This window comes from Bacteroides ilei (assembly GCF_900128495.1).
Taxonomy (GTDB): domain Bacteria; phylum Bacteroidota; class Bacteroidia; order Bacteroidales; family Bacteroidaceae; genus Phocaeicola; species Phocaeicola ilei.
Map to the genome: position 1 here is coordinate 1,147,406 of NZ_LT635801.1, position 26,942 is coordinate 1,174,347.

A 26,942-nucleotide genomic window follows, 5' to 3' on the forward strand; every position below is an offset into this window, starting at 1 on the left:
GTTAGTTCACTTGTTCCAGCTCATTGGAGAATACATACCACAGGTATCCTTCTATGTTCCGGTATCCCATAGTCCCGAGCAGGTCCATATATTCTCTTACCTGTTTGCGGTAGTTTTCTTTTTTCTTTCCGAACTTGAAGTCTACCACCACCACTTTTCCGTTTTTCATCATGACCCGGTCGGGCCGGCGGGTCTGCATGTTTCCTTCTTCATCGGTATAGATGATACTACATTCGTTGTATAACTGCCAGGAGCCGTCGTACCATTGCCTTACTTCAGGTTTGTTCAAGGCCCATCTCGCTAATTTCTGTATCTGTATCATCTGTTCGTCCGATTCGATGATGCCTTCCGCATACAGTTCTCCGACAGCGGTCTCCAGGTCACCTTCCTTTTCGATGGAAGCAAATACATTATGCAACAGCTGTCCTTGTCGGATATACCGGCTGCTGTCCTCCTCTTCATCATCCCCTTGGATAAACTCGGCCGAACGGTTGGACTGTTTGAACTCGATGTCTGTTTCAACCGATTCTATATACACCGGCAGTTTTTCGGGTAATATCATGAGCCGGTTGCCTGTCTCTTTCCTTTTCTTGTCTTCCGATGGGCAAAGAATTCCGTATGTATATACTTCGTCTGCAGACGTATTGTCATTGTCTGTTTCCGTATCAGGGCTCGTTCCGGCCGGTGTCATATGGATATCGTCCATCATAGGCAGGGCGTCGTACAACAATCCCGAAACGGTTCCGTTTTGGTTTTTCCGTCCGAAAACGATCAGATTCTTGCAGGCGCGGGTAAAGGCTACATAAAGCAGGTTCAGGTTATCGACCCATAGTTGGAGTCGTTCATCCAGATAGCTGTCACGATAGATTGAATTGGCCATGGATCCCGAATAGTTTACCGGTACGAGATCCAGTTCATTGAACGGGGCGACATCGGTATTTTTCCCTGTTCCGGAAACGGGGCACCAGATAAGGTGGCTGTTGTTTTCGTTTTCCATTTTCCAGTCGCAGAAAGGCAGCAGTACGGTATGGTATTCCAATCCCTTCGACTTGTGTATAGACAGGATACGTATTCCGTCTATTTCTCCCGAAGGGATTGTCTTTTCATGCATTTTTTCGTCCCAATATCCTAGAAAGGCGGTAAGTTCGGACGAATTGTTCTGCATGTATTCGGTTACAGCGTCGTAGAAGGCACACAGATAGGCATCCTGTTTCCGGATATTTTTCATGTCGAAAAGGATAAAGAGCTTTTCGAGCAGTTCGTAAAGTGGCATCAGGCGTAATTCTTCCATCTGGAGTACAAAACCTGCCGGAAGGTATCGGCTGAGGTCGTCCAGCAGGATGGTATTCATGTCTATGTCATTACCGAGCACTTGCTGTTGGAAAGCGATGGCCAGCCGGGCTTGCGCTATCCGGTCTTCGGGACTTGTCAGGCAGCGTAAGGCATCTATCATCATACATATGGCAAGTGACGCATCCAGCCTGAATGCTTCGTCGGAGACAATACAGTAGGGAGTGTTCTTGTCGAAATAGTCGGCTATCATCGGGATAGACTTGTTCTTGCGGACCAGAATGGCAATGTCATTGGTACGTATTCCTTGGCTTATCAGGCTGTCCACCTGCATGGCCAGAGCTTGAAGTGTGGCATCTACATAGTCTTCTTGCCGTGGCTGGTCGATAAATGTCAGTTGGACAAATCCTTTTTCCTCTTTTTTCGATGATTTCTGTACCACATCGCTATAGGCATCTGTGAGGGGAGTACAAGGTTCGTTCATCTCATTTTCGTAACGTTCATTCAACAGACTGCAGGCGGCCCTGAAAATGGAATTGTTGAACCGGATGATGCGGGTTTCACTCCGCCAGTTGGTGTCGAGTGTACATTCATGTACCCGTAGGCTGGCATCTTTCTTTAGGTTGGCCAATATTTTCCAGTCACCGTTCCGCCATCGGTAGATGCTTTGTTTGATATCACCCACAATCAGGCTCCCTTCCTTTTGCGACAGGCTTTCTTCAAGCAGCAGATGGAAGTTTTCCCATTGCATGCGTGATGTATCCTGAAATTCGTCTATCATGACCGTATCGATGGTTGTACCGATTTTTTCATAGATGAAGGAGGCGTCGCCTTCCCTGATCAGGTTGTGGAGCAGGGCATTGGTATCCGAAAGCAGGAAGCGGTTGTGCATCTGGTTCTGTACGCGTACTTCATCGTCAATGCTGGCTAATAGCCGCAGGTTGTTGAGGTATTTTAATGAAAGGTCGCATGAGTTGACCAGAATGTTGTTTTTGGGACGGAAGTTTTCGACGGTTTCCAACAGCCCGATCAGTTCACTGGAAGCCAGTGAACGGATAATGTCTCTGTAAGGTGAAGTCTTTGTAGTCCAGTTGTCCTCGCTTTCCAGACATTTGTCTACTGTACTGTTATGGACATCGTCACTCAGATTACCGTTGGCTATTTTCCTGAAATAGCTGCCTATGCCCCGGTCTCCGTTCTTCAGGTCGGAAGGTTGGAGCCCGTTTGTTTCCAGCAATCCGTAGAACTGGTCGCTGAATCCCTTCATTTCTTCCAAAGCTTCCAGGCGGATAGCCTTTACTTTCTTACGGTAATTGGGGATAAACTCCGGATCGGTCAGTTTTTTACGCAGGTTTCCTCCCTTTTCTATATAAACTTCATTGAATATGTTATATCCGAAATTCTTGATTTCGTTTGATACGTTCCAGCGTTTGTCGTCGGATATGCGTTCGTCTATGTATTCCAGCAACCAGACTAATACAGGCGAACGCCGGTCCAGCTTTTCGATCATACGGTCTACTGCGTCCGAAAGTACATCGGCATTATTCAGTTCGATGGAAAGGTTGGCTCCCAGTTCCAGTTCCCGTGCGAGGTTGCGCATGACCGACTGGAAAAAAGAGTCGATGGTCTCGATATGGAAACGGCTGTAGTCATGTATGATGTTATAGAGTGCTTCTTGAGCCTGGTGGCTGATTCTTTCTTTGTCCTTGCCCGTCAGTCTGGCCAGTTCATCCATGTAGCTTCGGGAACTGTCCAGATTATAGGCCAGTCCGTAAAGTTGTTCGAGGATACGTGACTTCATTTCGGCTGTAGCCTTGTTGGTAAAGGTAACGGCAAGGATATGCCGGTAGGAATACGGGTCTTCTATCAGTTGCCGGATGTACTGTACGGCCAGCGTAAAGGTTTTTCCAGAACCTGCCGAGGCTTTATACACCAATAATTGAGGATATGAGGTCATTTTTCGGTTGGTTATACAGTTTGTGGAGTAACAAAGGTATGAAAAAATGTCGTTTTTTCGACAGAAGTGACGTAATACATTTTCCCGTTCGGGCAGGAATGACTGCCCGTATGAACAGAAACCGTCCTTTATCCGGATTTTGTATGGCAGATAAAGGACGGTTCCGATAGTTGCAATATGTTTTTACTCTTTGATATCCTGATATAGATAACGTTTGATGCTTTTTTTGGCTGTCTTTTCAAATTCTTCCGGATACAGCTTGACATGAGCTATCTGTGAATAGGCCGGCAGTGTCTTGTTCAACATGACACGGTTGGCTTCGATGGCTGCTTCCAGCTGTTTCTTGTCCATACCCTGTGAAAACGCTTCTTCATTGTCCGCGTATACGAGTGCAACCAGCTTATTGTCCGAAAGAATTACCAGTGATTCATTGACATAGGGCATGTTGTTGAGTCGTGCCTCTATTTCTTCCGGATATATGTTTTGTCCGGAAGCTGTAAGTAACATGTTCTTGCAGCGTCCTTTGATATAGATGTTCCCTTCGGTGTCTTTGACAGCCATGTCGCCTGTATGTAACCAGCCGTCCTTATCTATAGTCTGAGCGGTGGCTTCTTCATTTTTATAGTAGCCGAGCATGACATTCATACCGCGGCAGACCAGTTCGCCCGGAATGTTTTCCGGATCGTCGGACAGGATTCTGGTTTCCATGTTTGCCACTGTCTTACCGCACGACATGTATTTGATTTCATCCCAACGGCTGTGGCAGATAAGCGGTGCCGTTTCTGTCATGCCGTAGGCGATGGTATACGGGAAATTGATCTTGCGCAGAAAGGCTTCCACTTCAGCATTGAAAGGGGCTCCGCCTACTACGATCTCAATGAAATTTCCCCCGAAGACTTCCATGGCCTGATGCCGGATCTGTTCTTTTATCTTGTCACTTATTATAGGCAAGTTGAGTAGCAGTTTTCCCAGTTTGTTGTCTACCTTCGGAAGAATGTTCTTCTTGAATATCTTTTCAACTATCAGAGGAACACAGGCGATAACCCGCGGACGGATAACGGCAAACGATTCGGCTATGATCTTGGGGCTAGGCATGCGGGTCAGGAACCATAAGTGGGCACCTACAGTTACTCCGTACAGAAAATCGAATACCAATCCGAATATGTGTCCTAAAGGAAGCATGGAGACAATGCTGTCGCCGGCTTTCAATTCTACCTTGTCATGGATATGGACAATATTCGACAAGATGCTGCGGTAAGGCAGCATCACTCCTTTTGAATAGCCTGTGGTTCCTGATGTATAGTTGATGATGGCCAGTTCTTCCGGTTCTTCGCGCCGGTAAGAGATATCGGTCGAACGGAAACGGCAGGGATAGCGTTTCCCGAATTCTTCGTTCAGATGTTCTCGTGCATAAGTCAGTTTTTCGGAGCGGGAAACGACCAGATCAAAATTCTTCAGTTCGATGATCCCTTCCAAGTGAGGCATGGCCGCTTCATTGTAGTTTTCCCACACCTGGTCGCCTACGAACAGCATACGTGCTTCCGAATGGTTGACTACGTTATGCACATTGTCTGCCTTAAACTCGTGCAGGATAGGGACTGCTACGGCACCGTAAGTAATGACGCCCAGGAAGGTTGCCGTCCAGTTGGCGCTGTTTCTTCCACATAGTGCTATTTTGTCTCCCTTCTTGATTCCTGCGTATTCAAACAGAATATGCATCTTTTCTATTTTACGGGCTACATCCTTATATTGGAGGGTGGCCCCCTTATAGTCGGTCATGGCATCCAAGTCCCAGTTTTTCCGGATGCTATCTTCTATAAGTTGTATAAGACTGCTTTGTATATCCATTGTTTAATTCCTGCACAATTTTTGCGCTTGTGTGCGCAAAAGTAATAAAAGTTGGGTGAACGCGCCCCATGTTTGTAGAATTATTTTCCGGCAGTCGGAGGATAATACGTGAGATTTGCTAACTTTGCCCTGAATTAAAATATTGGATTATGCTGATTTATAATACGACTTACCATGTTGAAATCAACGACGCCCGGAATTTCATAATCTGGCTGAATGAATGTTACATTCCACAGGCTGAGGAGTCGGGTGAATTGAAGAATCCTCATATATTCCGGATCTTGAGTCATAAGGAACAGGATAGCGAATGTTTTTCTCTTCAGTTTGAAGTGGAGGACAGTACAGTTCTGCACCGGTGGTATACAGGTTCCGGCATGAAGTTGAATGAAGAGATGATGAAGATATTTAAAGACAAGGTGATAGGTTTTCCTACCCTGATGGAGGTAATCAAGTGATACAGCCGGTCAAGGAAAAGATTATATTAGGTATCGACCCGGGTACGAATATCATGGGATATGGTGTATTGAAGGTGACGGGTGTGAAACCCCAGGTGATGACTTTGGGAGTGATTGATCTGCGTAAATGTACCGATCCTTATCTGAAGTTACGGCATATCTATGAGCGGGTGCAGGGTATCATCACCTCCTATCTGCCCGACGAACTGGCCATTGAAGCTCCTTTTTTCGGGAAAAACGTACAGTCTATGTTGAAATTGGGACGGGCTCAGGGAGTTGCCATTGTGGCGGCCTTGTGCCGGGATATACCGGTAACCGAATATGCTCCGTTGAAAATCAAGATGGCCATAACCGGTAACGGTCAGGCCAGCAAGGAGCAGGTGGCCGATATGTTGAAGCGTATGCTGCATATTCCGGCATCGGAGATGGGGCCTTTCATGGATGCGACAGATGCTTTGGGAGCGGCTTATTGTCATTATCTTCAGATGGGACGTCCGTCCGTGCCGAACGTTTACTCGAGTTGGAAAGACTACATAGCGAAGAATCCTGATAAAGTTAATAAATGATATTACCATGAACGTAAAGCACCTTTTAGTCATGTCGATGCTGGCAACTGCCATCGGCTGTACTTCTGTACAACAGAATACGTATGAGTCATATGATGATTATCCGGTTTATGACGGGAACTGGGATGAGATGGTCTATTCACCTGCCTTTACCCGTTTCGCCTTGTGGGCTCCTACAGCCCAGGAAGTGAGGGTCCTGCTTTATGAGGCCGGTGAGGGCGGATCTGCTTACCAGATGGTTGCCATGCAACCTGACCGGGACGGTATGTGGAGAGCACAGGTTGACGGTGACTTGAAAGGTAGGTTTTATACATTCAATGTAAAGATCAGTGATATCTGGCAGGGAGATACTCCGGGAGTTATGGCTAAGGCGGTTGGGGTTAATGGAAACCGTGCCGCTATCATAGACTGGAACGTGACGAATCCTGTAGGTTGGGACAAGGACCAGCGTCCTCCATTGAAGAATTTTTCCGATATCATTATTTATGAAATGCATCATCGGGACTTTTCGATCGATACTGTCGGGGGAATCAAAAACCGGGGAAAGTTCCTGGCACTGACAGAAGAAGGTACGAAAACTTTTTTAGGTGAAAAGACTGGTCTGGACCATCTGAAGGAACTGGGTATTACACATGTACATCTGTTGCCGTCGTTCGATTTCTCGTCGGTCGACGAAACCAAACTTGACAAGCCTCAATACAACTGGGGATATGATCCGAAGAATTACAATGTACCCGACGGATCATATTCGACCGATCCTTACCGGCCGGAAGTGCGTATCCGTGAATTCAAACAGATGGTGATGGCGCTCCATAAAGCCGGTATCCGTGTCATTATGGATGTGGTATATAATCATACAGCGGTGACCGATGGAAGTAATTTCCAGCGTACGGTACCCGGTTATTTTTATCGTCAGGACAAGGACGGAAAGTTTGCCGACGCTTCTGCTTGCGGGAACGAGACAGCCAGTGAACGGGCCATGATGCGTAAGTTTATGATAGAGTCTGTCTGCTATTGGGCGAAGGAATACCATATCGACGGCTTCCGTTTCGATTTGATGGGTATTCATGATATTGAAACGATGAATGCAATCCGGAAAGCTTTGGACAAGATTGATCCGACTATCTACATTTATGGTGAAGGATGGGCGGCGGGTGCTCCTCAGTTGCCTGAAGAAAAGCTGGCCATGAAGAACAATACCTACAAGATGCCGGGTATCGCGGCTTTCAGTGATGAATTCCGGGACAGTTTGCGAGGACCTTTCGGCAATGACGCTCAGGGTGCCTTCATCATCGGTCGTCCGGGGCATGAAGCAGGAGTCAGATTCGGACTTGTAGGCGGTATCATGCATCCGCAGGTAAACAGTAATCCCAAGCATAAGGTTCCGAAAATCTGGGCCAATTCTCCGTCGCAGATGATCAGTTATGTGAGCTGCCATGATGATTTGTGTCTTACCGACCGTCTGAAAGCTACTTTGCCCGGGGCTTCGGTACAGGAGCTGAGCGCCTTGCAGAAACTGGCGGAAACAGCTGTATTGACATCGCAGGGGGTACCGTTCATCTTTGCGGGTGATGAGGTCTTGCGCGACAAGAAAGGGGTGCATAACTCATATAGCAGTCCGGATTCCATCAATGCGATCGATTGGCGTAACAAAACACAGCATAAGGATGTCTTTGATTATGTGAAAGGTTTGATAGCTATGCGTAAAGCTCATCCTGCATTCAGAATGGGCGATGCCGGGCTGGTGCAGAAACATCTTGAATTTATAGATGTGCCGGCATCGAATGTAGTGGCATTCCGGCTGAAGGGAAATCCTTGTGGAGATTCATGGCTGAACACGATTGTGGTGCTGAATGCCCGTACCGAACCGGTTGCGGTACCCATACCGGAAGGTAAGTATTGGGTGGCATGCCGTGACGGAAAGATAGACCTGGTGTTGGGGTTGGGTATTATAACTGGAAATCAGATACTGGTGGCCCCGCGTTCCGCTATGATTGTACATCAATGATAATTGATAGACTACAAAATAAATACAACAGAAAACTAATAAGGAAAGACAATGCAGAATATTATTTCTATAGAGAATGGGGTGACGCGTCATCCTCTCTATCGCATGAAGGAACCGATTAACCTTCAGATTGCGGCCGGTGAACATGTCGCTATTGTGGGAAGAAACGGATCTGGGAAGAGTTTGCTTGTGGATACGATTATCGGACGGTATCCATTATTGATGAATGAGGTGAAATATGATTTCTCTCCTTCGGAGTCGAAAATGGTATGCGATAATATCAAATACATAACTTTCCGTGATTCTTACGGGGATGCTGACGGTACATATTATTATCAGCAACGGTGGAATGCACACGACCATGATGATACGCCGATTGTACGTGACCTGCTTCCTGAATGTAAGAATGAAGAACTGAGGAAGTCGTTATATGACCTGTTTGGAATTGAAGCCATGCTCGACAAGCATATTATTCTGTTGTCGAGCGGTGAGTTGAGAAAATTCCAGCTTACCAAAACGTTGTTGAGCAATCCGCGCGTCCTGATTATGGATAATCCGTTTATCGGACTGGATGCCAAGACGCGTGACCTGTTACATAGATTGTTGGCCCGGCTGACAGAGGTTACTGATCTTCAGGTTATTCTAGTTCTGTCAAAGACCGATGATATTCCTACTTTTATAACTCATGTAATTCCGGTTGAAGATCGTCATTGTGGTAAGAAGATCACGTTGCAGGAATATCTGGCTACCCGTCCGGCTGATCCGGTTCATGTATTGTCGGATGAAAAGCGCCAGCGTATTCTTGATTTGCCTTATGCCGACAACCTTTATCATGCGGAGCATATTGTAGACTTGAATAAGGTGAGTATCCGTTATGGGGAAAGGACTATTCTGAAAGACTTGGACTGGAGTGTCCTCAATGGAGAGAAGTGGGCGCTGAGCGGTGAGAACGGTGCCGGAAAATCTACTTTGCTGAGTTTGGTCTGTGCCGATAATCCCCAAAGTTATGCCTGTGATATTTCTCTGTTCGGACGTAAAAGAGGAAGCGGGGAAAGCATTTGGGAAATAAAGAAACACATCGGTTATGTAAGTCCGGAAATGCATCGAGCCTATCTGAAGAATCTACCTACTATTGATATTGTAGCCAGCGGACTGTATGATTCTATCGGTCTGTATCGGAAGACCCGGGAAGAGGATGTTGCCGTATGTGAATGGTGGATGGATATTTTTGGCATTCGGGATTTGAAGGACCGTAATTTTTTACAGTTATCGAGCGGTGAACAGCGTCTGGTATTACTGGCTCGTGCTTTTGTCAAGGATCCGGAACTGCTGATTCTGGATGAGCCGCTGCATGGCTTGGATATGATTAACCGCCGGTTGGTCAAGGATATCATAGAAGCTTTCTGCCATCGGAAGGATAAGACTATGATTATGGTGACCCACTATCAGGAGGAACTTCCGGATACGATTACGAATTCATTGTTCTTGAAACGCAATAATTGATAAAGATTATTCTGGAACTATTCCAGCAAATATAATCGAAGGCTTCATCACAGGTAAAGGTATGCTGTGATGAAGCCTTTTTGTTTTCTATTGGGGTACCTCTATTTCTTAGGGATGGGAGCCTTTGAAAACCATTTGTTGATCATTAAGGCCAATGCGCCGTCGCCCGTTACATTACAAGCAGTACCGAAACTGTCCATGGCTATGTATAGGGCAATCATCAGTGCCTGTGCATTGTCGTCGAAGCCCAAGATGGAGGAGAGGATGCCTAAGGCTGCCATGATGGCACCTCCCGGAACACCCGGTGCAGCAACCATGGTAATGCCCAGCATGAAGATAAAGCCGGCCATCATCTGGAAATTATAGGGGATACCTTGTATCATCATCAGGGCCAGTGCGCAGGCTACAATCTTCATGGTGCTCCCCGACAGATGGATTGTGGCACATAAAGGAATTACGAATCCGGCAATTCCTTCGTCTACACCGTTCTTTATGGTCTGCTTCAATGTTACAGGGATCGTTGCGGCCGATGACTGGGTGCCTAATGCCGTAAAATAGGCGGGCATCATCCTCCCTAACAGTCGGAACGGATTCTTGTGTACAAACAGGGCTGCGATGCTATATTGGAAGACCAGGAGGAAAATGTGGAGTAGGAATATCACTCCGATAATCTTGATGAATATCAGCAGGATATGAAATACCTGTCCCGAGTGGGTCATATTGAAAAAGATTCCGAATATGTAGACGGGTAAAAGCGGAAGAATGACTTCCTGGATTGTTTTTACGATGATGAGCTGGAAGTCATTGCATACGTTTTTCAGATAGTCGGTTTCCAGATGGGCTATACCCAGTCCTACGGTAAATGCCAGTACCAAGGCTGTCATGATGTTCAAGGGTTCAGGTATCGGGATGCTGAAAAAAGGTTTTATTCCTTGCGCCTCACTGATTTCGGAAAGCGGTATATTGTTGTCGATAAGTCGTGGAAAGATACTTTCTCCTACGCCATACGACAGGAAACCGGAAATTAAGGTCGCTCCGTATGCCAGCAGAACGGTGACAACAAGCATTTTACCTGCCCCTTTGCCTATGTTGGCGATAGCCGGAGTCACCAGTCCCACTATGATCAATGGAATAATGAATCCTAGAAACTGGCTGAATATTTCGTTGAATGTAACGAAGACTCGTACAGGTAGATCAGGAGATATCATTCCAGCCGCAATACCGAGTATGATGGCAATGATGATCCGCGGCAATAAACCGATTCTTATCTTTTTCATCGTTTGTTATGTGTTAAACGTTTCTGTATTTTGATAGCAAATTTTAAGTTGAAATTACAAAATTATGGATTTTTGTTTCATATGCAAACAACTTTTATTCGTTCTTTCATTAATCGGTTTTTTATGTCGTTTTTTTGATACACCTTATCTGGAATAATTTGTACTTTTGCCCAGTTTTAAAATGTATTTGAAAGTTTATGGAACCGATACAGAAAATTAATAAGGTAGAGATTCGTAATCTGCAGATGGAGGATTATGCACAGTTGGCTCAGTCATTTACCCGTGTATATGCAGATAAAGATGTTTTCTGGACAAAAGAACAGATCAAGACTTTGATAAAGATATTCCCGGAAGGACAGATCGTTACGGTAGTCGATGACAAGATTGTAGGTTGTGCCCTGTCTATCATTGTTGATTATGATATGGTAAAGGGGGATCATACTTATGCCAAGGTAACAGGTAATGAAACGTTTAATACGCACAACCCTAAAGGAAACATTTTGTATGGTATCGAAGTATTCGTTCATCCGGAATACCGAGGTCTGCGTCTGGCTCGCCGTATGTATGAGTACCGTAAAGAACTGTGTGAAACCTTGAACTTGAAGGCAATCATGTTTGGCGGACGTATCCCGAATTATCATAAATATGCCGACACGATGCGTCCGAAGGAGTATATTGACAAGGTACGTTCCCGTGAAATCTATGACCCGGTGCTGACCTTCCAGTTGTCGAATGATTTCCATGTGCGCCGTGTAATGCGTAATTACCTGCCGAACGATGAAGAGTCAAAGCATTGCGCAACTTTACTTCAGTGGGATAACATCTATTATCAGCCACCTACAGATTCTTATGTAGACAAGAAGACTACCGTACGGGTGGGACTGGTGCAATGGCAGATGCGTCCGTACAAGACTCTGGATGATGTTTTTGAACAGGTGGAGTTCTTTGTCGATGCCGTTTCAGGGTATAAGAGTGACTTTATCCTGTTCCCTGAATATTTCAACGCTCCGTTGATGGCTAAATTCAATGATATGGGGGAAGCACAGTCAATCCGTGGACTGGCCCAGTATACCGATGAAGTCCGTGAACGTTTTATCAAGTTGGCTATCAGCTATAATATCAATATCATAACGGGAAGTATGCCATATGTAAAGGAAGACGGCGGATTGTATAACGTAGGTTTCTTATGCCGTCGTGACGGATCGTATGAAATGTACGAAAAGGTACATGTCACTCCTGATGAAGTCAAGAGCTGGGGATTGAGCGGAGGTAAGATGGTACAGACTTTCGATACCGATTGTGCTAAAATCGGTGTATTGATCTGTTATGATGTCGAGTTTCCGGAATTGTCACGTCTGATGGCCGACCAGGGTATGCAGATTCTGTTCGTTCCGTTCCTGACGGATACCCAGAACGGCTATTCCCGTGTCCGTGTCTGTGCGCAGGCCCGTGCCATTGAAAATGAATGTTTTGTCGTGATTGCCGGAAGTGTAGGCAACCTGCCTCGTGTGCATAATATGGATATCCAGTATGCACAGTCTGGTGTATTTACTCCTTGCGACTTTGCTTTCCCTACAGACGGTAAGCGTGCCGAAGCTACTCCGAATACAGAAATGATTCTGGTATCGGATGTAGATCTGGATTTGCTGAATGAACTTCATACATATGGTAGTGTCCGTAATTTACGTGATCGTAGAAATGATTTGTATGAATTGCGTATGAAAAAGGCTGCTATGGAAGAAAAGTGATCCACAGGAATTGAGGACATTCATATCTTTCAAGTTTAAAAGAAGACATCCTGTAAACAGTTGTTTCATATTACTGTTTACAGGATGTCTTCTTTTTAGGTTTCCCGTTTTATTTATAAAGGTTTTCGTTGAAGTCGAACAACCATTCGGCATCTTTCAGCATCGGATGGTGTTTGTCCTTTTCAGACAATATGACTTTTTCTGCCGGAATTTTCCAGTCAATGCCTAAGGCCGGGTCATTCCATGCTATGGCCCCTTCGCTTTGAGGTGCATAGAAATTGTCGCATTTGTATTGGAAAATCACTTCGTCGGTCAATACGCTGAATCCATGTGCAAATCCTCTCGGAATAAAGAACTGGCGGTGGTTATCTTCTGTCAGTTCTACAGATACATGTTGGCCGAAAGTCGGGGATCCCTTACGTATATCTACTGCTACGTCCAGGACCGATCCTTTTATGACACGCACCAGTTTGCTTTGGGCAAACGGTGGTTTCTGGAAGTGAAGTCCGCGGAGAACTCCATAGCTGGATTTGCTCTCATTGTCTTGTACAAAGCGTACGGTACGTACCTGTGCATTGAAATCCCTTTCAGAAAATGATTCGAAAAAATAGCCTCTGTCGTCTTTGAACAGGCGAGGTTCTATGATTACTACGCCATCAATGGCGGTTTTGATTACTTCCATCTTTTTATTCTAATTGTTCTAAGTTTTCGTTCTTTTTCAGTTCGTCAATGACTTTCAGCAGATATTGTCCATATTGGTTCTTCAGCATCGGTTGGGCCAGTTCCCTCATTTTCTCGGGTGTGATCCAGCCTTTACGTAACGCAATGCCTTCCAGACAGGCCACTTTCAGCCCCTGACGCTTTTCTATTACTTCAATATAGGTTGAGGCCTCGGCCAAGGAATCGTGGGTTCCGGTATCCAGCCAGGCAAATCCTCGTCCCAAAGTCTGGACCTTCAGTTTATTGGCTGCCAGGAATATCTGGTTGACCGTTGTGATCTCCAGTTCTCCGCGGGCTGAAGGCTTGATGTTCTTGGCTATTTCTACCACTTCATTCGGGTAGAAATACAGCCCCGTTACAGCATAGTTTGATTTGGGGTGTTCCGGTTTCTCTTCAATGCTCAGGCAGTTGCCTTCCTTGTCGAATTCAGCGACACCGTAACGTTCCGGGTCACTGACCCAATAGCCGAATACCGTAGCTTTCTGTTCCGCTTCCGCTGTGCGTACGGCTTCCCTTAACATAGCCGAAAATCCATTGCCATGGAATATGTTGTCTCCCAATACCAGACAGGCACAATCGCTTCCGATAAACTTCTCACCGATGATGAATGCTTGGGCCAGTCCGTCGGGAGATGGCTGTTCGGCATATTCAAAACGGACTCCGAAGTCGCTTCCGTTTCCTAGAAGGCGTTTGAAACCGGGTAAGTCTTGAGGGGTTGAAATAATCAGTATTTCCCGTATTCCGGCAAGCATAAGTACCGAAATCGGATAATAGATCATGGGCTTGTCGAATATAGGGATCAGTTGTTTGGATATCCCTTTGGTTATGGGGTAGAGGCGTGTGCCCGAACCGCCGGCTAATACAATACCTTTCATGGAGAATGTTTGTTTAAGTTCGGATGCAAAATAAAGGTATTTTCGGTTAAAGGCAAAGTTTTTGTCAAGAATCTGGTTCCAGCCCGTCTATTCTTTTGTAAGGAACAGTGCTGCGTATAATTTCTTGCCTGTCGGGGTTATCATCATTGTATCGAACAGGTGTTGGGCTTTATCCATTTTATAATAGCCTTCTACCAGATTTACGATCAGGTCGGCTTCAAACAGGGGAGAGAAGTGCAGCTTGACGGCCGACGGGTATTGATGGTGGGTACCTACTACATCGGCCAGCCATACCTTTTCTTCTGCTGTAAGGCCTGTTTCATTTTTCAGCCATTCTTCCACCAGCTTTTTCCCTTCACTTTCCTGGTGGGCAGGCAGGCTGTTTCCGTAAAGTTTGCGTGCATTGGGGCAACCTATGTCGTGCAGCCAGGCTGCTATTTCAATAAGGTCGGTCTGATGTTGGTCCCATCCTTCTCCATATGCGATAAGCCGGGTATAGGCCGCTACCGACTGGGTATGGAGTATCTGTTCGATAGCTGGTGCATTGTTTATATAGTATTCCGTTACTTTCTGCTCCAGTGCATTCTTTATTGGAGTTAGTGTGTGCATTTCCATTTTATGTCATTGTTTTTATTTAATACCTCTTGCCTTGTATATCTTTTCTTTGGCGGCATTGATCTGTTGGAATTTTATTTCGGCCGCTTTCCGGATGTCTTCTCCCAGGGTGGCTACCTTGTCGGGATGATGCTTCAAGGCCAGACGACGGTAGGCGGCCCGTACTTCCTCATCGGTAGCGGTAGGTTCTATTTCCAGAACTTTGTAGGCTCCTTCCAGTGAATCACCTCCCAGGTTAAGCATGGATTCCAGTTCCTTTTCCGAAAGGTTCATGGAAAGGGAAACTTCCTTCAGTGCTTCGATTTCGGCCGTGCATACATTTCCGTCTGCCTGGGCTATCTTGACCAGGAAATCGAGTAGCTGCAAACGCTGTTCGTATGTCATGTTTGCGGCAATCTGGGCTCCGCATTGGCGGATGGTGTTCTTGAAGGCATCCGGATTGTTACGTTCCATCTGTTTGCGTTGTTCAAAAAGATTAAGCAGTATCTGTTCGCCTTGGCTTACGGCCTCTTCACCGAAGTTCACTCTCAGAAAACGGCGTACCAATTCCATTTCACTGTGCATGATTTTTCCGTCGGCGCGGATGATGTACGATGCCAGAACCAGCATGGAGAACAGGAAGCTGTTGCGTTGTCCCGCATACGGATCGGATGTGTTGTATCCGGTTGTGTCTCCATTATCTCCGTTGAAAGAATCCTGTGCATTGTCGAATAAAGAGCCGAGGGCAAAACCCGCCAGTGCGCCTAAAGGTCCCATTGTCATGAAACCCATGATCCCGCCTATCCATTTACCTATTTTCATAATTCTGTTTTTAAGTTTCTTAATTGCGTGGTAAAGTTAGTAAAAAATAGACGGAACACACCCGGGATTATATGCAATTTTTATTGCAGGATAATCCCGGACATGTCCCGTCACAATCTGTCAGGTCTGTTTTATTCTTTTTCTTTTTCTTTTTCCCCGGCATGATATTCTGCCAGTTCACGTTCGCCTTCATCGGCAAAACCGTAGGATTCATCATGCTGGCTTATATCCAGTCCTACTGCTTCGCTCTTGGCCGAAACACGTAACGGAATCATTTTGTTGGTCAGCCAGTAAAGTGCATAGCTCACTATGAATGTATATCCGCATACCAGGACAACGGCCAGCAGGTGGATGAGGAATACGTCAATGTTTCCGGCAACCAGTCCGTTGACGAATACTCCGGTCAGGATAGTTCCGAATATACCGCCTACACCGTGGGTAGGGAATACGTCGAGAGCATCATCCACACTGGTCTTGTTTTTCCAGTATACTGCAATGTTACATACCATGGTGGTAGTCAGTGCTATGAAGATGCTTTCACCTACCGTGACATATCCGGCAGACGGGGTGATGGCAACCAGTCCGACTACGGCTCCTACAGCTGCTCCCATGGCCGACGGCTTACGTCCGCGCAGGCAATCGAAGAATATCCATACCATCATGGCTGTCGCCGATGCCGTGTTGGTGTTCAGGAAGGCTTTGATGGCAATGCTGTCTGCTGCCAGGGAAGAACCTGCGTTGAATCCGAACCAGCCCAGCCATAGCATGGCAGCGCCCAGAATTACGAAAGGTATATTTGCCGGGTTATGATGCTTGTTGGTACGGCGTCCCAGGAAGATGGCTCCTGCCAGTGCGGCTACACCCGAAGAAGCGTGTACTACGATACCTCCGGCGAAGTCGACTACCCCCATCTGACGGAGGAATCCGTCCGGATGCCATGTCCAGTGTGCCAGCGGACAATATACGAATATGCAGAACAGGATCATGAAAATGAGGTATCCCGAGAAACGGACACGTTCGGCAAATGATCCTGTGATAAGCGACGGGGTGATTATGGCAAATTTCATCTGGAAGAGCGCATATAACGCCAGCGGTATAGTCGGGGCCAGGTAGGTATCTACTTTGGCTCCTACGCCATGGAACATAAAAAAGGTAGCGGGATTTCCGATGAAGCTTCCGCAATCGTCACCGAAGGCAAGACTGAATCCGAAAACCACCCAGATTACACTGACAACTCCCATTGCTATGAAGCTTTGGAGTATGGTGGAGATAACGTTTTTCTTTCCTACCATACCTCCATAGAAGAAGGAAAGTCCCGGGGTCATCATCAGTACGAAAATTGTAGCGGTGATCATCCATGCGACGTTGGCCGCGTTCATGTTTTCATCCGGTTCCCATAGTCCGGGAGTCTCTGGGGTCAGTACGCCGATGAGGCTGATTATGACAATCAATGTCATTAAAATAATCCATCTCTTTTTCATCTCGTAGTTGTTTAATAGTTGTTTATATTAAAAGGATATGTAATACTGCTGTTTTGTGTTATATTTATCTTGATAATGCAAATATACTATTAAAATGATATTATATAATGTTTTTTTACATCTATTTGATTAATTTATTTTGAATGTGGATATTGTTTGTGATAATTGTTTTTATATACGCTTGTTTTTATGTCTTTATGTAATATTTATATCCTATTTTAATTTCAATTTGAAACTTAGATTTAAAATGAAAATAAAAAACTCCATCGGACGGATGGGTTTACATACCCACGAGTCCGATGGAGTGAGCGAGAATTGTTTCTGTCTTATGGCAGACAGGTCATTTTATCTCTTCCAGATACAGCACACGGCTTGACCAGTCATTCTGGTTGGTGTAAGAGGTAGCGTGTCTGTATGGTAATTCCAGTCCGTTAGCCATCAGGTATTCTCCGCTGAATGTCTTGCCTTCGAAGCTTAGAGGTTTGTTGTCTACCCGGTTCAGCTCATGTATCTTATATAGCTTGTCGGCTTGGAGTCCGGCCATTTTTACGCGGGGAAGGTGTTCGTTGATGAAATGCTCGGTTTTCCACCAGTAGAATACGGCCTTGTCTTTTTCGGGTGATACGTACATCAGTGAAGCTACTCCCATATGGTCGTATGGAGAGACCAGCCGGTAGATGTCGCCTAATTGGACTACCGGGCGTATCATCTTGTAGTCGGCTATGGCTTTCTTGCAGAGTTCCTTTTCTGTGTCGGTCATGTTTTTCGGCTGGATTTCCATACCTAACCGTCCGCTCATTGCTACGTCAATCCGGTATTTCAGCGGGATAGACCGGGAAGTCTGGTGGTTAGGTGATGCGCTGATGTGTGAAGCCATTGTAATGGCCGGGAAGAAGTACGATGTACCCCATTGCATATAGATACGCTGGAGGGCATCGGTATTGTCGCTTACCCAGAACTCGTCGAAATAAGGCAAGTAACCCCAATTGGCACGTCCACCGCCGCTTGCACAAGCCTGGATGGTCAGGTCCGGATACTTGGCACGGATACGTTGGAGCACTTTTTCCAGTCCGCGGTGATATTCTATATACATATGGCTCTGGTTGTCTTTGGTAAGATAGTTCGATCCATGGTTCATGATAGACATGTTGGCATCCCATTTGATATAGTCGATTTCCGGATACTGGGTCATGAGGTTGTCTACAACGCCGAATATGAAATCCTGTACATCCGGATTTGCCAGGTCAAGTACGACCTGTGTTCCTCCTCTTCCCTGAACCGGATCGCGTTGTGGAGCCTTTATGATCCATTCCGGATGTTTTTCATACAGTTCGCTGGTTGTATTGGTCATTTCGGGTTCAATCCAGAGTCCGAAACGGATGCCGTGTTTCTTGGCGTCACGTAACAGTCCGTCGATACCTTCCGGAAGCTTTTTCTTGTCGACGGTCCAGTCGCCTAGTGATGAATTGTCTGTATTGCGCTGGTATTTGTTTCCGAACCATCCGTCATCCATGACGAAGAGTTCTCCTCCCATGGAAGCGATGTCGGACATCATTTGGTCCATGCCTTCCTGGTTGATGTCAAAATAGACTCCTTCCCAGCTGTTCAGCAATATCTTGCGGAGGGTATTCCCATGAGCCAGCTTATACAGGCGTCCCCAACGGTGGAAGTTGCGGCTGGCTCCGCTTAATCCTTCCTGTGTATAGGTAAGTGCCAGTGCCGGGGTACGGAATACTTCGTCCTTGGGCAGGTTATATGCCGAATTCTCTTCATTGATGCCGGCGTAGAATTGATGGTAGTCACCGTCGTCGGTATTGATGCGTAGTTTATAGTTGCCTGAGTAGCAGAGGGCTGCACCTATGGTATTCCCTGTGTTTTCTTGTGGTTTTCCGTCGAGTGAGAACATGACCTCGGCATGGCTGGTGTGCGAATTGCGGACTCCGTCTCTGTTGGCTATTACCTTCATTCCGGGATGAAGCGGTTCCTGGTTAAGCCGTGCTTCGTTTCCCCATGAGCCGTAGAGGGAGGAGAGCCATACGTTGCCGCGGCGGATGGGAAGATAGGCCGAAGCGAACTGGTTCAGGGTGACGGCTTTCTTTTCATCATGACTGATTTCGGTCCACGTCTCGATGACATCTACATCTTTGTAGGCTTTGTAGCATACATTTACGTAGAACGGATATACTTTATCCTTCAGGTAGATGGTAGTAGTAACGTCCTTGTCGTTTTCTTTGGTGTCCGACTTGATTACTTCCATCTGCAGGGTCATGTTTCCGTCGGCATGCCGGACGGCCAATGCGGTTTCACCGGGGCAGTTCATGCCGTAGACGGGATAGGCGGAGAATGTAGGGCTTCCGGAACTGCTCAGATTCTGCAGGTCATTGTCGGTAAGTTTGTTTCCATAATAGAGATACTTTAATTCCCCTCCGGCGGGTGCTTCAAGTACAAGCGATGTATTTGGAGTGGAAATGCTCAGTTGTTGGGCCGGAAGCATGGACCAGATCAAGGAGAATCCGGTCAGAAGTAAAATGTGTTTTTTCATAATTGGATGTTATAAATGTTTGTTGTCTGCAAAAATAGTAAAAACAACTGTTCTACATAAATTTGATCTTTATATTATGTCAGATATTTATATCTGTGGTTCCGGTGCGTGGGAAAATGTTATTTTTCCCGGATAATGTCGGATTTTGAAAATAATTTGTAAATTTACAATGATATATTAATGAGTGATATTATAAGAATTGAATATTATGAAAAGACATTTGATTTCGGCTTTATGCCTTTCTTTCCTGTTTCAGACAGGGGCTTTCGCCAAGGTAGTCCTGCCTGACATATTGAGTGACAATATGGTATTGCAACAGAATACCGAAGTGAAGTTGTGGGGAACCGCCACGCCGGACGCAGAGGTTACCGTGACTCCTTCGTGGTCGGGGAAGACCTATTCGGTCAAGGCCGGCAAAGACGGCAAGTGGTTGTTGAAGGTGGCTACTCCGGCCGCATCGTACGATGCATATTCCATTACGTTTTCCGACGGAGAGGCACTCTCTTTGAAGAATATCCTGATTGGTGAGGTATGGTTCTGTTCGGGTCAGTCAAACATGGAGATGCCTTTGGACGGCTTCTGGGGCTGCCCGGTTGAAGGCGCCAATGAAACGATTGCTACGGCAGGCCGCTGGAAAGGTATCCGTGTGGCTACGATAGAGAAGAACGGCCAGTTGGAACCGGTAGACAATTGTAAAGGAAGCTGGAAGGTGAGTTGCCCGGCCAATGCTCCTGCCTTCAGCGCTACGGCATTCAATTTTGCCATGATGGTGAACGAAGTGCTCGATATTCCGGTAGGTATCATCAATTGTAGCTGGGGAGGCTCTACCGTAGAGGGATGGCTTCCGGCCGATATCGTGAAGACTTATCCGGATATAGACCTGAAACGTGATATCCGTAAGGAAGAACCGCACGACTGGTGGCATTACATGAGTCCTACCATCATGTATAACGGAATGTTGCATCCGCTGGAGAATTATACCGTCAAAGGTTTTCTCTGGTACCAGGGGGAATCGAACGTAGGCCGTCATGCAACCTATGCCGAACGTCTGAAGACTTTGGTCGAACTCTGGCGTAAAGAGTGGGGACAGGGAGATCTGCCGTTCTATTATGTGGAGATTGCACCTTACGGTTCAGAGAAGACAACAGGGAGTGCCTTGTTGCGTGAAGCCCAGTTCAAGGCACAGAGTCTGATTCCGAACAGTGCCATGATATGTACCAATGACCTGGTAGAACCGTATGAAGCGAGAAACATACATCCGAAAGACAAGCGCACGGTAGGGCGCCGGCTGGCTTATCTGGCTTTGGAGAAGACGTATGGTGTGAAAGGTATCCGTTCTGTAGGGCCGGTATACCGTTCGATGGAAGTGAAGGACGGAGCGGTGATCCTGAGCTTCGACAATGCCGACGACGGGTTTAACCGGATGAAGGGTATGACGGGATTTGAAGTTGCCGGAAAAGACCATGTATTCTATCCGGCTCAGGCCGAAACGGTGAATGTCAAGCAGATCAAGGTGACTTGTCCCGATGTGGCAGATCCGGTGGCCGTACGTTATGCTTTCCGTGACTTCCAGATCGGTAACGTGAAGAATTTACGTGAGCTTCCGCTTTACCCGTTCCGTACCGATGACTGGGAAGAGTAAAAAAGCTTTTTATAGAGACAAAAAAAAGAGGGTGTGTCAAAATGCATACCCTCTTTTTTTATGACAACGCCCCGACTTTCCCAAGCCGAGGCGTTGTTATTACCTAAAGATTTTGTATCTTTAAGCATAAGCAAAGTAATATGGCAAAGATACATTTTCGTTCTTACAATCCCAATCAAATCGTCCTTTTCCCACAAAGAATAGATGAAAATATTCCATCGGACGATCCTGTACGTATTCTGAATGCTATGGTTGACAATCTTGACCTTAGTTCGTTCCATAAATTGTATAAGGAGTTCGGCCGTTCTCCCTATCACCCACGAATGATGCTCAAAGCTGTTTTGTATGCCTATATGAACAATATCTATTCCTGTCGTAAGATAGAAAAGTCCTTGCTGCGGGATATTCATTTCATCTGGCTTGCCGGTTATGAGAAGCCGGATTACCGGACTATAAACCGTTTCCGTAACCGTGTTAAGGATGAGATAAACGGAATATTCACACAAATAGTCCTCATTCTGGCATCCAAAGGATTCATAAGCCTTGACGTTGAATATGTTGACGGTACAAAAATTGAATCAAAAGCCAACAGATACACATTCGTATGGCGTAAGAACGTAGAACGTAACCGTGCCAGGCTTCTTGAGAAGATACGTATTCTTCTACAGCAGATTGATGAGGTCGTAGCACAGGAGAATGCCGGTATTGAAAATACCGCTACCGAGTTTACCCCTTCCATGCTGGCGGATATGATATCAGAGTTAAAAGCCTCCCTTGAAAATGCACCAGCCGCATCGGACAAGGAAGAAAAGAAAGCTAAGAAACAAAAGGTAAAGCAAATCAAGCAATTGGAATCGCACTGTGAGAAACTTGCCGAATATGACAGGCACATGAGAATACTCGGCCAACGAAATTCCTACTCCAAAACAGATTCTGATGCTACATTTATGCATATGAAGGAAGACCCTATGGGAAACGGGCAATTAAAACCGGGATATAATCTACAAATCGGAACCGAAAACCAGTTTATGGTCGATTTTGGACTCTACCCTAATCCTACAGACACTCTTACATTGATTCCTTTTGAAAATTCGTTTCATGAACGTTATAACCGTTTCCCATTAGAAGAGGTTGCCGATTCCGGTTATGGCTCGGAGGAGAACTATAGCTTTATGGAAGAAAACGGAATAGAAGCATATGTCAAGTACAATTTCTTTCATAAGGAGCAAAGAGCAGACAAATATGTGACAAATCCTTTCAAACAGGAAAACCTATATTATAACAAGGAGAAAGATTATTATGTTTGTCCCATGGGGCAACATATGAAGCGGACAGGTGTAAGGCATTCTAAAACTGAAAGTGGATATATTACAGAAAGCATTGCCTATAGGGCTGCCAGATGTGAGGGATGTCCTCTCAGATGTATGTGTTTCAGCTCAAAGTCACCAAGACGTACCATAGAAGTCAATCAAAGGCTGAAAGAATACAAACAAAAAGCGCGTGAAAGGCTTACCTCAGAGAAAGGTATCAAACATAGAGGGCAAAGATGCATAGAGCCTGAAGCCGTCTTTGGACAAATCAAATACGACATGGGATACAAAAGGTTCAGGCATTTTGGAAAAGACAAGGTCACAATGGACTTTGCCTTCTTTGCCATTGCTTTTAATATAAAGAAAATGTGTGCTAAAATCAAAAATCAGAAAATGACAGACAAAAATTATCAAAATATAAGGGTGGCATAAGCCATCTACAGCACATTATACCACCAAAGGCATGGACATAGGAAAAACATAAATCATACTCTATGAAAAATGGCAAAACGATGATTATATAACGAAAAAGAGGATGCATCATTTTTGACACATCCTCTTCCTTTATGAGAAGGGTGATTGGTCATTAATGGATTTCAATCACACGGTTGACTTCAGCTTTCTGTTCCGGAGTACGTTTCGGCAATTCGATTGTCAACACACCGTCGGCAACGTTTGCGCTGATCTTTTCCTTGTCAACGTCATCAGGCAAAACCAATGATTGCTGGAATTTGGCATAAGAGAACTCACGACGGATATATTTCTTGTTGTCTTTGTCCTCTTCCTTGTTGTCGTTCTTCTTTTCCATTGTGATCACCAGTTCTGAATCTTGGGTCAAATGTATGTTGAAATCATCTTTCGACATACCTGGAGCAGCAACTTCAACTTTGTAGTCTTTGTCGCTTTCGCTCACATTGACCGCCGGGGTATTGGCTGTTGATCTAACAACCCAATCGTTATCGAAAAAGTCATTGAATATACTCGGTAACCAGTTCTGATTGTAATTTTTTCTAGTCGGCATCATAATTGTAATCTCCTATTTTTTATTTTGTTATTCTTAATTTGGTTCTCATCTCTCAACCTTTCGGTTTCGAAATTCACTTGGTATTCTGCAAAGTGTGTGCCTGTCGGGCAAATTGTCAGATGCCATATGCCGTTATTTAAACTTGTGAAAACAATTTTAAACCTGGGGCCGGCTGTTTTAAACTTGGGCCTGTCCGTTTTAAACTTGTGCAAACATTCGTTGTTTCCGAAGGTGGCGGAACATGACGTAAGGAGCTGACTTATTGTCGTAAAACAGACTTTTTTGTCAGTCCTCCGGCATTTCTCTTGTGGAGTAGGCGGAGAAAATGTACCTTTGCGGGAAAAGGTATGGCATGGAAGGAAATGAGTCAAGGCGGAAAGTCGCCTTTATAGGGAACAGCCATATGGCCTATTGGCCGTTGGAGGTTTATTTTCCCTGGTGGGAGTGTCTGAATTACGGGCTTCCGGGAGAGGGTCTGGACTATATCGAGTCTTTTTCCGAGGATGTTTCCGATTGCTATGCCGTGGTTCAGTTCGGTACGAACGATCTGTACAGGTTGAATGACGGGAATATGGAAGCGTATGCCTGCCGGTACGTAGAGGCGGTGAAGGCTATCCGCTCACGGGGCACTTATCTGTTCTGTATCTTCCCCCGCAATGACTATGCAGATGGCAGCAGGTCGGTAAACCGTTTCATCGCCCGTTTGAACGGAGCAGTCCGGGAACGTCTGGCCGGTAGCGGAATCGTGTATCTGGATGTATTCGACAAGCTGCTGTACGAGGGGCGCCTCAATCCCGACATGACCATAGACGACCTGCATCTGAACGGAGCCGGTTATCGTGTTCTGGCCGATTGCCTGCAAGCCGTATTATAATATAAGGTGTAATGCGCTATATCTTATTTAATGTTCTTTTTTCATATCTGTCTTGTTCCCGTCCTGCTTTATTTGTATATTTGATGCATAAAAATTAGAGGAAGTTATGAAGAAGACAGTTTGTTCATGGATCAGTATCGTCATAGGGTGTACCGTTATGGCGGCCGGTTTCGTATTTTTTATCAACCCTTATAATATTGTCCCCGGAGGTGTTTACGGGGCGAGTATCGTATTGCATAACCTGTTCCCTTCTGTGCAGGTAGGTACATTCGGGTATATGTTTGACATTCCTTTGCTTATCCTTTCCGTATGGCTGTTGGGAACGAAACTGGGTACCCGTACCATCGGAGCGGCCCTGATGACTCCCTTGATCATGAATGTGATGTCACGCCTGGTATATCCTTCACAGGAGGCCTTGGAGTCACTTGACCCTACATTGCTGTTGGGAGGTACACTGGATATGAGTGACCATCTGATGCTTACTTCTGTTATCGGTGCGGTATTGATCGGACTGGGGTCCGGTATTGTAGTCCGTAACCAGGCCACTACTGGCGGTAGCGACATTGTAGGTATGCTGTTGCAGAAATATTGCCATATCCGTTTCTCGCATGCCATTCTGTTTGTCGACGGGGCGGTGGTATGCTTCGGTCTGGTGGTTATCGGCTTCGGGATCGGTACGGCCGATGATGTGGCACAACCTTCATGGTATCTTTCTCTCTATTCACTGATTTCCATTTTTGTCATATCCCGGGTCATAGCCTATGTCATCAACGGTGAGAAGAACGACAAGCTGATTTTTGTAATCAGTGAGAAAAAACTGACCGATCTGCATGACTATATCCTCAAGGATCTGGACCGTTCGGCTACATACATCAAGAGTTCCGGGCTATATTCCGGGCAGGAAAAGCAGATGCTTTTCCTGGTGGTGAGCTACAAGCAGGTGAGCGGTGTGAAGCTGAAGATCAAGGAAGCCGATCCGAGAGCCTTTGTGGTAGTGACCGATGCGTATGACACGTTCGGCGAAGGCTGGAAGCAGCTTCCTTCTCCCGATGAGATCCATCCGGAATAATGTCAGATTTTGGCTAAAGCCTGTTCGAGGTCGTCAATCAGGTCGTCTGCATGTTCGGTTCCTATGGAAAGTCTTACGGTTCCCTGGGTGATGCCTTGTTCTGTCAGTTCCTGGCTGTTCAGTTGTGAGTGCGTAGTGCTTGCCGGGTGGATGACGAGTGATTTGACATCGGCTACATTGGCCAGAAGGGAAAATATCTCAAGGCTGTCGATGAAACGGTGGGCTTCTTCACGTCCTCCTTCCACTTCGAAGGTAAAGATTGTGCCTGTCCCTTTCGGAAAATAGCGCAGGTAAAGGGCATGGTCGGGATGTTCCGGCAATGACGGATGGTTGACTTTCCTCACTTTGGGGTGGCTTTTCAGGAAATCCACTATTTTCAGCGCATTTTCAACGTGGCGTTCTACACGTAATGACAGGGTTTCCAGTCCTTGAAGCAGGATAAAGGCATTGAACGGACTGATTGCTGCTCCCGTATCACGTAGCAGGACTGCCCGGATGCGTGTAACGAATGTCGCAGGACCGGCCGCTTCGGTAAAGCGTATACCGTGATAGCTGGCGTCAGGTTCGGTAAATTGAGGAAACTTGCCCGATGCGTTCCAGTCGAATTTTCCGGAATCTACAATGACTCCTCCCAGCGAGGTTCCGTGTCCTCCGATGAATTTGGTTGCCGAATGGACCACGATATCAGCCCCGTGTTCGATGGGACGGATGAGGTAGGGGGTACCGAAGGTATTGTCCACAACCAGAGGAATCCGGTGCCGGTGGGCTATTCGGGCTACGGCTTCCATGTCGATGATGTTCGAGTTCGGGTTTCCGAGTGTTTCAATGAATATCGCCTTGGTATTTTCTTGGATGGCATTTTCAAAGTTCGACAGATCTGTCGGATCAACAAATGTGGCGGTCACACCGTAGGCTGGCAATGTGTGGGCAAGCAGGTTGTATGTCCCTCCATAAATGGTTTGTGCCGCTACGATATGGCTTCCGGCCGTAGCCAGATTCTGGAATGTATACGTGATAGCCGCTGCTCCGGAAGCTACTGCCAGTGCTGCCGTTCCTCCTTCCAGTGCGGCAATCCGTTGCTCAAATACGTCTTGTGTGGGATTAGTCAGCCGTCCGTAGATATTACCGGCATCCTGCAGGCTGAAGCGTGCTTCCGCATGTGCGGAGTTGTGGAATACGTACGAGGTGGTCTGATAAATGGGTACTGCGCGGGCGCCTGTTGCCGGGTCCGGCTGTTCTTGTCCTGCGTGTAGCTGTAACGTTTCGAAATGAAGTCTTTTTGTTGCCATAGTTGTATTTCCGTTTATTTCAGGTGAATGTTATTTCTGTTTTTTTCT

The 26,942-nt window shown here is 46.1% G+C and carries 20 protein-coding genes; 9 read left to right on the forward strand and 11 right to left on the reverse strand.

Features of this window, described 5'->3' with window-relative positions:
* Window position 1 precedes the first annotated feature (1 nt).
* On the reverse strand, window positions 2-3,247 hold the full coding sequence (locus BQ7489_RS04960) for a UvrD-helicase domain-containing protein (RefSeq protein WP_072530196.1): 3,246 nt from the start codon (window positions 3,245-3,247) through the stop codon (window positions 2-4).
* Between the two features lie 183 nt (window positions 3,248-3,430).
* Window positions 3,431-5,095 carry an AMP-binding protein gene (locus BQ7489_RS04965; protein WP_072530197.1) on the reverse strand — a complete coding sequence of 555 codons (1,665 nt, stop codon included), beginning with the start codon at window positions 5,093-5,095 and terminating at the stop codon, window positions 3,431-3,433.
* 149 nt (window positions 5,096-5,244) lie between these two features.
* On the opposite strand from BQ7489_RS04965, the gene BQ7489_RS04970 reads away from it, so the two are divergent.
* The 4 genes from BQ7489_RS04970 to BQ7489_RS04985 are packed head-to-tail and all read left to right on the forward strand — an operon-like array spanning window position 5,245 to window position 9,627.
* Complete coding sequence (locus tag BQ7489_RS04970; RefSeq protein WP_072530198.1) at window positions 5,245-5,550, forward strand: DUF4286 family protein; 306 nt, start codon at window positions 5,245-5,247, stop codon at window positions 5,548-5,550.
* Complete coding sequence (gene ruvC, locus BQ7489_RS04975) at window positions 5,547-6,116, forward strand: crossover junction endodeoxyribonuclease RuvC (RefSeq protein ID WP_072530199.1); 570 nt, start codon at window positions 5,547-5,549, stop codon at window positions 6,114-6,116. Before BQ7489_RS04970 ends, ruvC begins: the two co-directional genes overlap by 4 nt.
* Window positions 6,117-6,123: 7 nt before the next feature.
* Window positions 6,124-8,124, forward strand: a complete 2,001-nt coding sequence (gene pulA, locus BQ7489_RS04980; RefSeq protein ID WP_072530200.1) for a type I pullulanase — start codon at window positions 6,124-6,126, stop codon at window positions 8,122-8,124.
* A gap of 51 nt (window positions 8,125-8,175) precedes the next feature.
* Window positions 8,176-9,627 (forward strand): ATP-binding cassette domain-containing protein, encoded by a 1,452-nt coding sequence (locus BQ7489_RS04985; protein WP_072530201.1) that lies wholly within the window; start codon window positions 8,176-8,178, stop codon window positions 9,625-9,627.
* A 101-nt stretch (window positions 9,628-9,728) separates the two neighbouring features.
* Here BQ7489_RS04985 and BQ7489_RS04990 read toward each other — a convergent pair whose 3' ends face one another.
* Window positions 9,729-10,904: a dicarboxylate/amino acid:cation symporter gene (locus BQ7489_RS04990; RefSeq protein WP_072530202.1), complete on the reverse strand. Its 1,176-nt coding sequence runs from the start codon at window positions 10,902-10,904 to the stop codon at window positions 9,729-9,731.
* A 197-nt stretch (window positions 10,905-11,101) separates the two neighbouring features.
* Between BQ7489_RS04990 and BQ7489_RS04995 the strand changes: the two genes are divergently transcribed.
* Window positions 11,102-12,652, forward strand: coding sequence for a carbon-nitrogen hydrolase family protein (locus BQ7489_RS04995; protein ID WP_072530203.1), 1,551 nt, complete (start codon window positions 11,102-11,104; stop codon window positions 12,650-12,652).
* A gap of 109 nt (window positions 12,653-12,761) precedes the next feature.
* Here the strand turns inward: BQ7489_RS04995 and rfbC are convergent, their stop codons facing one another.
* From rfbC to BQ7489_RS05025, 6 genes are all read right to left on the reverse strand, one after another.
* Window positions 12,762-13,334 carry a dTDP-4-dehydrorhamnose 3,5-epimerase gene (gene rfbC / locus BQ7489_RS05000; protein ID WP_072530204.1) on the reverse strand — a complete coding sequence of 191 codons (573 nt, stop codon included), beginning with the start codon at window positions 13,332-13,334 and terminating at the stop codon, window positions 12,762-12,764.
* A 4-nt stretch (window positions 13,335-13,338) separates the two neighbouring features.
* The gene (gene rfbA / locus BQ7489_RS05005; protein ID WP_072530205.1) at window positions 13,339-14,247 is read right to left on the reverse strand and encodes a glucose-1-phosphate thymidylyltransferase RfbA; all 909 of its coding nucleotides are present in this window, start codon (window positions 14,245-14,247) and stop codon (window positions 13,339-13,341) included.
* 87 nt (window positions 14,248-14,334) lie between these two features.
* Window positions 14,335-14,862: an HD domain-containing protein gene (locus BQ7489_RS05010; protein WP_072530206.1), complete on the reverse strand. Its 528-nt coding sequence runs from the start codon at window positions 14,860-14,862 to the stop codon at window positions 14,335-14,337.
* Window positions 14,863-14,877: 15 nt separating this feature from the next.
* A complete protein-coding gene (locus tag BQ7489_RS05015; protein ID WP_072530207.1) occupies window positions 14,878-15,663 on the reverse strand; it encodes a DnaJ domain-containing protein in 786 nt (261 codons plus the stop codon).
* Between the two features lie 131 nt (window positions 15,664-15,794).
* Window positions 15,795-17,144, reverse strand: a complete 1,350-nt coding sequence (locus BQ7489_RS05020; RefSeq protein ID WP_072530208.1) for an ammonium transporter — start codon at window positions 17,142-17,144, stop codon at window positions 15,795-15,797.
* A gap of 340 nt (window positions 17,145-17,484) precedes the next feature.
* Window positions 17,485-19,638, reverse strand: a complete 2,154-nt coding sequence (locus BQ7489_RS05025; protein WP_394334075.1) for an alpha-galactosidase — start codon at window positions 19,636-19,638, stop codon at window positions 17,485-17,487.
* Window positions 19,639-19,894: 256 nt separating this feature from the next.
* On the opposite strand from BQ7489_RS05025, the gene BQ7489_RS05030 reads away from it, so the two are divergent.
* Window positions 19,895-21,328, forward strand: a complete 1,434-nt coding sequence (locus BQ7489_RS05030) for a sialate O-acetylesterase (RefSeq protein WP_072530210.1) — start codon at window positions 19,895-19,897, stop codon at window positions 21,326-21,328.
* Between the two features lie 140 nt (window positions 21,329-21,468).
* Complete coding sequence (locus BQ7489_RS05035) at window positions 21,469-23,070, forward strand: IS1182 family transposase (RefSeq protein ID WP_072530211.1); 1,602 nt, start codon at window positions 21,469-21,471, stop codon at window positions 23,068-23,070.
* Window positions 23,071-23,224: 154 nt separating this feature from the next.
* Here BQ7489_RS05035 and BQ7489_RS05040 read toward each other — a convergent pair whose 3' ends face one another.
* The gene (locus BQ7489_RS05040; protein WP_072530212.1) at window positions 23,225-23,662 is read right to left on the reverse strand and encodes an Hsp20/alpha crystallin family protein; all 438 of its coding nucleotides are present in this window, start codon (window positions 23,660-23,662) and stop codon (window positions 23,225-23,227) included.
* 352 nt (window positions 23,663-24,014) lie between these two features.
* Between BQ7489_RS05040 and BQ7489_RS05050 the strand changes: the two genes are divergently transcribed.
* Both BQ7489_RS05050 and BQ7489_RS05055 read left to right on the forward strand, forming a co-directional pair.
* The gene (locus BQ7489_RS05050) at window positions 24,015-24,536 is read left to right on the forward strand and encodes an SGNH/GDSL hydrolase family protein (protein WP_072530214.1); all 522 of its coding nucleotides are present in this window, start codon (window positions 24,015-24,017) and stop codon (window positions 24,534-24,536) included.
* Between the two features lie 106 nt (window positions 24,537-24,642).
* Window positions 24,643-25,605, forward strand: coding sequence for a YitT family protein (locus BQ7489_RS05055; RefSeq protein ID WP_072530215.1), 963 nt, complete (start codon window positions 24,643-24,645; stop codon window positions 25,603-25,605).
* Window positions 25,606-25,607: 2 nt separating this feature from the next.
* On the opposite strand, the gene BQ7489_RS05060 is transcribed toward BQ7489_RS05055, so the two are convergent.
* A complete protein-coding gene (locus BQ7489_RS05060) occupies window positions 25,608-26,894 on the reverse strand; it encodes an O-acetylhomoserine aminocarboxypropyltransferase/cysteine synthase family protein (protein WP_072530216.1) in 1,287 nt (428 codons plus the stop codon).
* Between the last annotated feature and the right edge of the window lie 48 nt (window positions 26,895-26,942).